The organism is Flavobacterium sp. UGB4466 (assembly GCF_903469665.1).
Classification (GTDB): Bacteria; Bacteroidota; Bacteroidia; order Flavobacteriales; family Flavobacteriaceae; genus Flavobacterium; species Flavobacterium lipolyticum.
Genome location: NZ_CAGKLC010000135.1, coordinates 1 through 8,580 on the forward strand (window position 1 = coordinate 1; position 8,580 = coordinate 8,580).

10 protein-coding genes are annotated in these 8,580 nt (G+C 34.6%); 4 read left to right on the forward strand and 6 right to left on the reverse strand.

The window, feature by feature from the left end:
• Positions 1-50: 50 nt before the first annotated feature.
• Positions 51-1,268 (forward strand): penicillin binding protein PBP4B, encoded by a 1,218-nt coding sequence (gene pbp4b, locus JO950_RS19940; protein WP_202704211.1) that lies wholly within the window; start codon positions 51-53, stop codon positions 1,266-1,268.
• A gap of 243 nt (positions 1,269-1,511) precedes the next feature.
• On the opposite strand, the gene JO950_RS19945 is transcribed toward pbp4b, so the two are convergent.
• The 3 genes from JO950_RS19945 to JO950_RS19955 all read right to left on the reverse strand — a co-directional run bounded on the left by JO950_RS19945 (position 1,512) and on the right by JO950_RS19955 (position 3,568).
• A complete protein-coding gene (locus tag JO950_RS19945; protein WP_089076052.1) occupies positions 1,512-2,414 on the reverse strand; it encodes a PhzF family phenazine biosynthesis protein in 903 nt (300 codons plus the stop codon).
• A 75-nt stretch (positions 2,415-2,489) separates the two neighbouring features.
• Positions 2,490-3,047 carry a YdeI family protein gene (locus JO950_RS19950; protein WP_202704212.1) on the reverse strand — a complete coding sequence of 186 codons (558 nt, stop codon included), beginning with the start codon at positions 3,045-3,047 and terminating at the stop codon, positions 2,490-2,492.
• Positions 3,047-3,568 (reverse strand): hypothetical protein, encoded by a 522-nt coding sequence (locus JO950_RS19955; RefSeq protein ID WP_202704213.1) that lies wholly within the window; start codon positions 3,566-3,568, stop codon positions 3,047-3,049. Before JO950_RS19955 ends, JO950_RS19950 begins: the two co-directional genes overlap by 1 nt.
• A gap of 116 nt (positions 3,569-3,684) precedes the next feature.
• Here JO950_RS19955 and JO950_RS19960 point away from each other — a divergent pair, with 116 nt between their 5' ends.
• Positions 3,685-3,855, forward strand: coding sequence for a hypothetical protein (locus tag JO950_RS19960; RefSeq protein ID WP_165769202.1), 171 nt, complete (start codon positions 3,685-3,687; stop codon positions 3,853-3,855).
• Between the two features lie 152 nt (positions 3,856-4,007).
• On the opposite strand, the gene JO950_RS19965 is transcribed toward JO950_RS19960, so the two are convergent.
• The 3 genes from JO950_RS19965 to JO950_RS19975 are packed head-to-tail and all read right to left on the reverse strand — an operon-like array spanning position 4,008 to position 6,029.
• A complete protein-coding gene (locus JO950_RS19965) occupies positions 4,008-4,700 on the reverse strand; it encodes an outer membrane beta-barrel protein (RefSeq protein WP_202704214.1) in 693 nt (230 codons plus the stop codon).
• Positions 4,701-4,711: 11 nt separating this feature from the next.
• On the reverse strand, positions 4,712-5,308 hold the full coding sequence (locus JO950_RS19970) for a hypothetical protein (protein ID WP_202704215.1): 597 nt from the start codon (positions 5,306-5,308) through the stop codon (positions 4,712-4,714).
• A gap of 1 nt (position 5,309) precedes the next feature.
• A complete protein-coding gene (locus JO950_RS19975; RefSeq protein ID WP_202704216.1) occupies positions 5,310-6,029 on the reverse strand; it encodes a hypothetical protein in 720 nt (239 codons plus the stop codon).
• A gap of 244 nt (positions 6,030-6,273) precedes the next feature.
• Here JO950_RS19975 and JO950_RS19980 point away from each other — a divergent pair, with 244 nt between their 5' ends.
• A complete protein-coding gene (locus JO950_RS19980; protein ID WP_202704217.1) occupies positions 6,274-6,816 on the forward strand; it encodes a hypothetical protein in 543 nt (180 codons plus the stop codon).
• A 269-nt stretch (positions 6,817-7,085) separates the two neighbouring features.
• Positions 7,086-8,513, forward strand: a complete 1,428-nt coding sequence (locus JO950_RS19985) for a T9SS type A sorting domain-containing protein (RefSeq protein WP_202704218.1) — start codon at positions 7,086-7,088, stop codon at positions 8,511-8,513.
• Positions 8,514-8,580 lie beyond the last annotated feature (67 nt).

Sequence of the window (8,580 nt, forward strand, 5' to 3'; positions counted from 1 at the left end):
TTAATAAAAACAAGTTTATTCTTACATTATTAATTTAAGAATAAGTAAATATGAAAAGTGAGAATAGCAGTTATCCTTTAGAATGGATCGAAAAAATAGATCGTCAAATTATCTTTTCTATCAACAATGGCTTACCGGGAACTGTTTTTACAGCCATTAAAAATGAAGAGAGAATTTTTCAAAAAAGTTATGGCAATCAAAGAATATACAACGAAAAAGAATTGATGCCAAATCCTCAACCAATGAAAGTGGATACAATATTTGATATGGCATCACTAACTAAAATTTTTTCGACCACATTTTCTTATATGAAATTAATAGATGATCGTATATTGTCTATAGAAGATAAAGTGAACAAGTATCTTCCTGAGTTCACAGGAGGTGATAAGGATCAGATTACTATAAAACAAGTTTTACATCATAATTCAGGTTTGCCGTCAAGTTTTCATTTTTATGATCCGGATTATGATCCCGATTTTTATTCTCAATCTCGAGAGAGAACGATTGAATTGTTACCATTGGTTCCTTTATTAAATAAACCCGGTACAGTAACATTGTATAGTGATATTGGGTTTGCTTTGCTGGGGATTATAATAGAAAAAGTCACCGGAATGAGACAAGATGAGTTTGTTAAAAAACAGATATATCAGCCTTTAGGACTGAAGAATACCGGGTACATTCTGGATAGTACAGGTCTTGTGCAAGATCGATTTGAAGCAACAGAAAGATGTGGAAACACAAGAGATGGTATGGTTTCATTTCCAAATATCAGAACTAAAACTATTCAGGGAGAAGTTCACGATGAATTTGCTTATTATTCTATGGGACAAGTATCCGGGCATGCGGGATTATTTTCTACTGCCGATGATCTTTCTGTTTTGTGTCAGTTGATTCTGAATGGAGGAAAGTATGGTGCTTTTGAACTGTGCTCACAACAAACTGTAGATTTATTTCTTAATACTTTAAATATAGATAAAACTTATGCATTAGGATTTCAAGTTCCTACTGATTTGTGCCATCTTATCTATGGTTTATTACTTCCTCAAGCCGGTCATGCATTTGGTCATACCGGATGGGTAGGAAATTGTTTTGTAATTGACTTTCATCACAATTCAATTGTAATAATTCTCACAAACAAAAAACATACACCTGTAATTCCAACTGCTTATCGGGATAGGTTTGAAGGCGATTTACTGCCTGTCGCAGGTTATGGAGGAACAATACAGCTTTTCTATGGAGGACTCGTTTCTGAAACTGTCAAGAACTAAAAAAAACGGGATATCTGTCATAGAAGAGTATAGAAGGAGTTTTTTCTTTTTGCAAGTTTAGATGTTTTTTGAGGAATAAATGATCAGAAGTTATCTAAGGTATAAAGTAGAACAGGTGAAATTGATTATTGGGATTATTCTTGGTTTAAGTTTAACTCATCTCGTAAAAGAGCTCATTAGTTTTATACCGTTTCCTGAGAAAAGAGAAGCCTGCTTGTACATTGTATTTTATCGATTATTTTTTTACAAATAAAGTTCTCCGCGCATCGTTATGGTAGAGGAACCTCCAACCAGAATATCTTCTTCACGATTCATTACTTCAATCATTGAGGGCTGTTTTAATCGTACACCCTGAAGTATTTTGTATTCTTTGTCGGATTTAGTGAATTTCTTTTGTGTTAAAAAGCCAATTAAAGGTCCTGCGGCTGTTCCTGTAGCAGGATCTTCATTTATTCCGATAATTGGGTTGAAAAATCTCGTTTCGACGATATGCTCCTCATTTTCATCAGCGATGGTGAAACAATAAAAACCTTCGAATTTATATTCTTTCGAAATTTCGATTAAAAGCTGGTTGTCCGGAACAAAACTATTGAGTATCTGACTGCTTTTTATGGGAACCATGGCATGGGCAACTTCTGTATTGACTATGGTAGGAACAAAAGCATTTACATCTAAATCTTCAATTTTTAAACCAAGTGCAACTGCAATTTTATAAGTTGGAATTTCTTGCTTAATGACTGCCGATTTTTGATGCATTTGAACAAGAGGATAGAAAGTAACCGGATCTAAAGTAACGGTTAACGGAATGGCGGAATGTTTCATGATTACAAAAAGCTCACTTTCGTTTTGCTCATCAAAAATAGGCATTCCTTTTAAGAGAGCACCGCAGACTGCACCCAGTAAATTATGTCCTGCTCCGTCGATCTCGATTCCTGTTGGGGTAAACGAACGAACCATCAGTGCTTTTTCTCTTGTGGAATAATAAACAAAAGAGGTTTCGGAGTAACCAAATTCTTTAGAGATATCCTGATATGTTTCCAGTTTTAAATTACCATCGGTAAAAACAACAGAAAGCGGATTTCCTTTATAACTTTCGTTTGAGAATACATCTAAAACGTAATATTCTAGTGTTTTTCTTCCCTCCATTTTTTATTTCTTTTTAGCTGAGATTTTTTTAGACGGATTAAAGTTAATATTTATCATTTAGCAAAGCAATAGTTGTTACAACATTCGTTTTTGTTCGGCACTTATCTGTATTGCTTTTTCTAATCTTGAAAGTCTGGTTTTTTCTTGTTTGGCACTCATGATCCAGTGAATCATTACTTTTCTGTACGAGGGTGCCTGATGACTAAAGTATTCCCAGGCTGTTTTGTTAGCTTTAAATTGTTTTTCAAATTCCGGGTCAAGTAGGTAAGCTTCTCTTTCATGTGAGTAGATTTTAGATCTTTCTTCAGATCTTAATTCGAAAGCCTTTAAGCCTTCGGGGAGCATGAGTCCGGCCTTAGTGAGTTCTTCTACTTTTTTGATATTGATGGCACTCCAGATACTGGATTTTTTTCTGGGTGTGAAACGTATCGTATAACTTTCTCCATCGACAGCTCTTCGAACGCCATCGATCCAGCCAAAACAAAGCGCCTGATCAACAGATTCTGACCAGGTCATGCACGGTTTTTTGGTACTCACTTTATAAAAACCAACTAAAAGTTCGGTTTCTTTTTGATAGTGTTTTTCTAACCATGCTCTGAATTTTTCGGGTGTTGAGAAGAAGGTTGGTGTCATTATTCAGTTTTAGTTTTTAATGGAGGTGGGGGTGGTGGGGGAAGAATTGTACTTAAATCGCCAAAGTCAATGACCTGTTTTGTTGGAATAAATTTTAAATGATCTTTAAACTTGGATAAAGAGTTAATAAAATTATAAAGCTCTTTAGGAGCAGTATGTCCGTATACAAATATCGATTTGTTTTTATTATTATTTGAAATGTTAAGCAGATAGGCGCTGCCATCACACAAATTATTCTGTGAATATTCACCTTTAAATTTATTGATGTTTAAACTTTGAAGATGCTTGTATAGTTTTTCTTTTATATTACCATTAATTATGGCATAGAAATTTTCTTTTGGTTCGGGATATCTTCTTTGAAGAAAAATAGTATCGCTATTATTGAACTTAATTGAATTATCATGATGTAAACCAGCATATGAAAAAACGAAGCTATCAAACGGGAAATTCTTAACTTCTGTTTTTTTAGAACAAGATATTAGTAATAAAATTAATAGAAGAGATGTGGATGTTATCTTCATAGTGAACTGTTTATTTTTTTGATTCAGAAAAGAAAACGGGCAGATCAAAAGTACTAAATAATTGTCTTTGCAATAAGTTCTTTATCTTTGTAAACGCAATTTAATAAAATGAAATCATGGCAAAAGGTCCCGAAAAAAACGGCAAAAACAAGGCTTTGCATACCAAATTGCTAAAACGCAAAAAAGCTAAAGTTCAGGAAGAGAAAAGAGAGCGTGCTTTAAAATTAAAGGCTTTAGTAGCAAAAATGAATCAGAAAAAAAATACGGATGAATCTGATCTTATTTAGATTGGAACGTGTTTTCTGCCTTCTCTGTTTTGAGCACAAAGACTGTGTTTCTGTTAATTAAAATAGGGTCTAGATTATTCCCTTTTGGGTAAAACGTAAAAAAGCAGTAAACAATTATATGTTTACTGCTTTTTTAAATCTGAAGAAAGGTCCTATTTCGAGAGTGAAAATACCTTGTAACTGATCGTAAATGATATCATATTGGTTTTACCTTGAAGGGTGGGGCCGGTGTAATTATTGGAACTATCAAAACTGTGTGTTTGGACATCTTCCAGTAAATTAGCCAACCCTAAACTATATCTCAAGTCAAACCTGAAGTCATTGTATCCGCCTGTTAGTCCTAGTCCTAGCCCATAATTGAATTTAGAACTGTCTTGTAGATCGGATTCATTTAATAAATAGGGTAAATAGTATTGATTAGTAACATCAGCACCTTTTGATGGTGTAATTGGGTCAACGTATGAAACGAAAGCACCTGCCTGTGGTCCAAGGAAAAATCTGTCCTCTTCTGGTTTTAAAATGTAATAGTTAACATAAGCTCCAAAACTTATATCGGAATATTTGTATTTCGAGTTTTTTGCTTCTTCAAAATTATCCTCGACATATTTTACATCTAATATATTTTGTTTGTATGCAAACTCGAATTGAAAATTGTAATTTTCATGATAACCCAAATGGTACTGTGCTCCAACTGTAAAACCAGGTTTAGAATCAGTGAGTAAATCAGATGATTTTAAATTGTTTTGAGAAAAGCCTGCCGAAATATATACTCCTCTGGGAGCTTGAGCATATGTAGATAAATTATATAATAGTATTGTGATAAAAAGTAGTATGTTTTTTTTCATTATTGTAGATGTTATTGGCATTTAATATATTCTGTGTCGAAGAAAAAGGATAAGATTTCTCGATTATTTTGGTCGTGTAGATCATATTTGCTTAGCTTGGTCATTAAGGCAGGGCAATCCGAAAAGTACTTTTTAATGAATGGAGAGATCTCTCCTCGAAGTGCTATTTTTCCTTCTGTGTTTGTTGATGTACCGTTAATTTGATCTAAAATAGTTTCATTATTATCAATTAAATACAATTCATAAAAAGTTTTTTTAAAGCCTTCTACATGGTGTCCCTGAATTGTTTCTATAATATAGGCAAGACCAACAAGTTTTCGATCGTTTTTTTCGCCATATACAAAATATACATCTGCTTTTTTCTTTTGGTTTAGATGAAACGATTTTAGTAAAGAGGGGCCTATAACGGCATGATCGAGATCTTCAAATTTGATATACTTTTCCCAACTCTTGCCAAGGTTTACATACGATATTCGCTTATCTACCAGGAGTATGTCTGTAACTTCATCACGAGTAAGTATCTTGTTTCCTTTTTTGTCAACTATGTAGGAGTTTTGCGCAAAAGAATTTGAAAATGTAAAAATTAAAATTAGTACTAATAGTTTCATTTTAATTTTCTGTTATAGTTGTTGAAGCATTTAATGTAAAAGAAGATGGTTTAAAAATTACATTACAGAATGCTGCTGTCAGTTTTCCATTTGAAGAAGATATATACACGACTCCTTCGCGGGCGCGAGCAAGATCTAAGTAATTAAAGCTTACGCAAACTTCATTTTTTTCCATGAAAGAAGTGGGACAGGAACTGCAAATAGTATAAATGCCGGGAACTGGTTTTACATCATTAGCAAATTCTATCCTTAGATCGCCCTGAGACGAGCTGGCAGTCATTGTGAAATTATCAGTTCTGTTGGATGTGGATACTGAATTAAATTTTATTGGAGCGAAAGAACCTGTGAAAACAATGGTATTTTTGTTGGTAGTGCAAGGAATATTGGGAGCATTAACTTCTACAAGCAATTTACTTTCGATACTTTCGCAGATTCCTTTTGTTGTTTTTAAGGTGTATTCTCCTGCCATAGCAGATGTAACATTTTTAATAATTGGATTTTGAAGGTTGGACTGAAAATTATTAGGACCTGACCAATTGTATTTAACTTCAAAACCATCATTAAAGGGGGTTTCCAGCTCCAAAGTTGCGCCTGGTACTAATGGGGAGTTACTGCTGATTTCCGTAGTAGGTAGATAACATGTTACTGCATCAGTCGAAGAACAGCTCCCAAACAGGAGTGTGCAGAGGCTTGGAATGAGAAGAAGTAGTTTTTGCTTCATAAAAAATGTGGGAATAATATTTGTTTTTGATTAAAAGAGCGCAAAAGTATGTTTTTTATTAAGTTTTTACCTAGATTTTAAAGAGAAAAATAGCTGCTAATCTTATGTTTCCGGTAAGTAGTTCGTTTGCTTTTGTTTAGGTTCTAAGTCTTTTAATCTGAATTCCTTTTTCTTTAAATTATAGATTTTGTTCTCTGTTTATTTTATCCGAAATTTGCATCAAACACACTTAAATAAATTCAAAATGGAAGAATTTGGCAGAATAATAGTTTCTGAAACGGCAATGAACAGTGAGAATCTGCAGGATGTGATTCACTCGAATATTTCGGTAATCAATTTAATGCGTGAAGAAGGGGTCGATGATGAGTTCATCCACGAAGATGCTTTGATGAGTTATTATTTAGATTTCTATTGGTCACAATATACAGAAGGGAATTTTGCTCAGTTTGTCTATAAATCAGGTTGGAACAAAGAATTAAACGAACTTATTGAAGAAGGTCTGACTTTAATTGGTGCCGAAAAACACTTGGAATTGTTTCAGCAGCAAAGCAAAAAAGTGAGATTGATGAGCAGTGTAAAACTCAATAAATTTTTAAGCGGAAAATTGGAAGGCGTAAACCCAATACGTGATTTACTGAACAACGATGCGTTTTATGAATTAGAAGAAAACCTGGTGAGACTAAATGCCGATTTCTTAAAAAATCATCCCGATTTCGAAGTGCTTTCTGTCGATGATATGTTTGCGACTTTGGAGGAATTTGTGGGACATGAGATTAAGAGAGTTTAGTTTTTTAGGTTCAGAGGGGCAAAGGTTCAGAGGTTTTAGTTGGGTTTTGTCACAGAGATTCGCGGAGTTTTTCACAAAGCTTCACAAAGTTAACCGAAAAGAGCCTTTGGCTCGAGACATATTGTAGGGATGGATTTTAATCCGTCCTACAAAGTTTACAGGAAAGAGCCTTCAGCTCGGTCCATATTGTTGGGATGGATTTTAATCCATCCTGAAAGAAAACAAATAATTTTACCTGAAATTACATTTTCCGTCTAATCAATAAAATCTTGAGAAAACAAATTTCCATTTGTAAAAAGGCGGTTTTTGCCTTGCTGTTCTTGCCGATAGTTTTATCCGGTCAGGTGAACAATACAGATACAACTGATAATGTTACCCGTTATTATTACGACGATCAGGTAGTTTCGGTGCAAATATGGTACGGAGCAGATAAAAATCCGGACAGTACCAAAACGTATTATCCGAACGGAAAGCTAAATGAAGTTTTTTATTACGACGAAAAAGGGCTAAAAGATTCCGACTGTTTTCAGTACAATCAGGAAGGCGAAAAGTTAGTCACCTGGAATTTTTCGCATGGGAAATTAGTTAGCAGAATTGATCACAAACTGCCTTTCAGTAAAGACAAGGAAGAGTCGGTAAAAAAAGCCCTCAAACTACTTATCGAAATCAATACCAAAACAAATTACAATCCCACTAAAGTGAATGATCTGTACAATCGCGGTGTGTTAAGCGTTAGTTTGGGTAATATTACGCTGGCACTTGAGGACTTAAAAAAAGTCGAATACTCGATTGATAAAGATCCTAAAAATAAAAGTATCGTTCTGGCCGATTCGTTAGAACAAAAGAAAGATTTGTTTCGAAGCAAGCTTTACGACAGATTAGCCTTTGTCTATGCATCACTCGAAATGGATAGTTTTGCGATCCAGTATTACCATAAGGCCATAAAAAGTGCTCCGGACGATTTACGAATCCTCTATAATTTTGCTTCATTGCTCCAGCGAAGAAAGATATACGATTTAGCGTGTTTTTATCTGGAGAAAATTGCAGCTGTAAAACCGGATCACGCATATGCAAGATGGAGCCTCGCGAAATTGTACAGCGATACAGGCAATTATGAGAAAGCGATGGAAAATGTTGCAAAAGCTTTTGCAGCTGAAAATACAATTGCAGGCAGAAATTCGGCTTACGGTGGCAGGGATTTAAGAACCATCCGGGGTTTAATCTATCACAAATTAGGAGAATCAAATAAAGGAATCTCCGATTTAAAAGCAGCATTAGAAACGGATAAAAACAATTCGTACGCGATGAAGAATCTGGGGGTTATTTATTTGGAGCAGCATAAATACAAAAAGGCTTGCGAGTTGTTTCAAAAAGTAAAAGAGCTCAATTATGCTCTGATTTATGATGAAACAGATTTATCAGCATTGTTGGAAAGTGCCTGCAATAATACTCCGCATGAAAATACAACTACGAAAAAACCATATGCTTTCCCGAATCCCGCAACAAGTGTAATTTCGATAAAAGACCTTAATGCCGAAAACTTTGATTATGAGTTTTTTAATTTCGAATCGGTTTCTGTTTTAAAAGGAAAAAGTACAGATGGAAAAATAGACGTCTCGACCCTGTCTGCTGGTTTTTATGTGCTTAAAGTGACTATGGCAAATTCAACAGCAAGTTTTAGGGTGATTAAAGAGTGAAGAGTGAAGAGTGAAGAGTGAAGAGTGAAGAGTGAAGAGTGAAGAGTGAAGAGTGAAGAGTGAAGAG

Excerpts from the sequence above, each read along its gene's own strand:
- JO950_RS19970 (WP_202704215.1), bottom strand. The coding sequence starts at position 5,308 with ATGAAACTATTAGTACTAATTTTAATTTTTACATTTTCAAATTCTTTT.
- JO950_RS19980 (WP_202704217.1), top strand. The coding sequence starts at position 6,274 with ATGGAAGAATTTGGCAGAATAATAGTTTCTGAAACGGCAATGAACAGT.
- JO950_RS19950 (WP_202704212.1), bottom strand. The coding sequence starts at position 3,047 with ATGACACCAACCTTCTTCTCAACACCCGAAAAATTCAGAGCATGGTTA.
- JO950_RS19955 (WP_202704213.1), bottom strand. The coding sequence starts at position 3,568 with ATGAAGATAACATCCACATCTCTTCTATTAATTTTATTACTAATATCT.
- pbp4b (WP_202704211.1), top strand. The coding sequence starts at position 51 with ATGAAAAGTGAGAATAGCAGTTATCCTTTAGAATGGATCGAAAAAATA.
- JO950_RS19975 (WP_202704216.1), bottom strand. The coding sequence starts at position 6,029 with ATGAAGCAAAAACTACTTCTTCTCATTCCAAGCCTCTGCACACTCCTG.
- JO950_RS19965 (WP_202704214.1), bottom strand. The coding sequence starts at position 4,700 with ATGAAAAAAAACATACTACTTTTTATCACAATACTATTATATAATTTA.
- JO950_RS19945 (WP_089076052.1), bottom strand. The coding sequence starts at position 2,414 with ATGGAGGGAAGAAAAACACTAGAATATTACGTTTTAGATGTATTCTCA.
- JO950_RS19960 (WP_165769202.1), top strand. The coding sequence starts at position 3,685 with ATGGCAAAAGGTCCCGAAAAAAACGGCAAAAACAAGGCTTTGCATACC.